Genomic DNA, 375 nt, shown 5'->3' with positions numbered 1-375 from the left:
GTATTATAACAATAGTTTTTGCATAAACTAAAGAAGACGAGATGCTCCAACATCTCGCCTTATGTAACTGTTACCGCAAGGTGGCTAGTTGCTAAAAAAGTTTATTTTTTCTTAGAACCGCCCTTCACACGCTTGCAGGCATTGTGGGTGGTTCTTTTCGTTTTTCGTCGCTTTTTTCGTGCTTTCTTCCAAGACGTTGATAGGTATTTACCTACTCGTTTTGCAAAAAAAACAGCGACTTCTCTAGCAATTACTTTTAAAATTTCAATTGCTATCGTGAAAAGTATTTCCATGCGATCACCTCCTTTCTCCATAAAATGAAAGAGAAAGGATAGCAACCAACCACCCTGAAATATTCAGTTACGTTATATTAAT

Annotated in this window: 1 protein-coding gene; it reads right to left on the bottom strand. The window is 36.8% G+C overall.

Annotated features, from left to right (window positions below; all coding sequences use genetic code 11):
• Nucleotides 1-101: 101 nt before the first annotated feature.
• Nucleotides 102-293: a hypothetical protein gene (locus tag FOT98_RS31615; protein WP_000404241.1), complete on the bottom strand. Its 192-nt coding sequence runs from the start codon at nt 291-293 to the stop codon at nt 102-104.
• Nucleotides 294-375: the final 82 nt, after the last annotated feature.

It is taken from the genome of Bacillus sp. HY001, assembly GCF_007558965.1.
Lineage (GTDB): Bacteria > Bacillota > Bacilli > Bacillales > Bacillaceae_G > Bacillus_A > Bacillus_A mobilis.
Note: the sequence above shows the minus strand (reverse complement) of the source record. Positions and strands in the feature narration are given on the sequence as shown.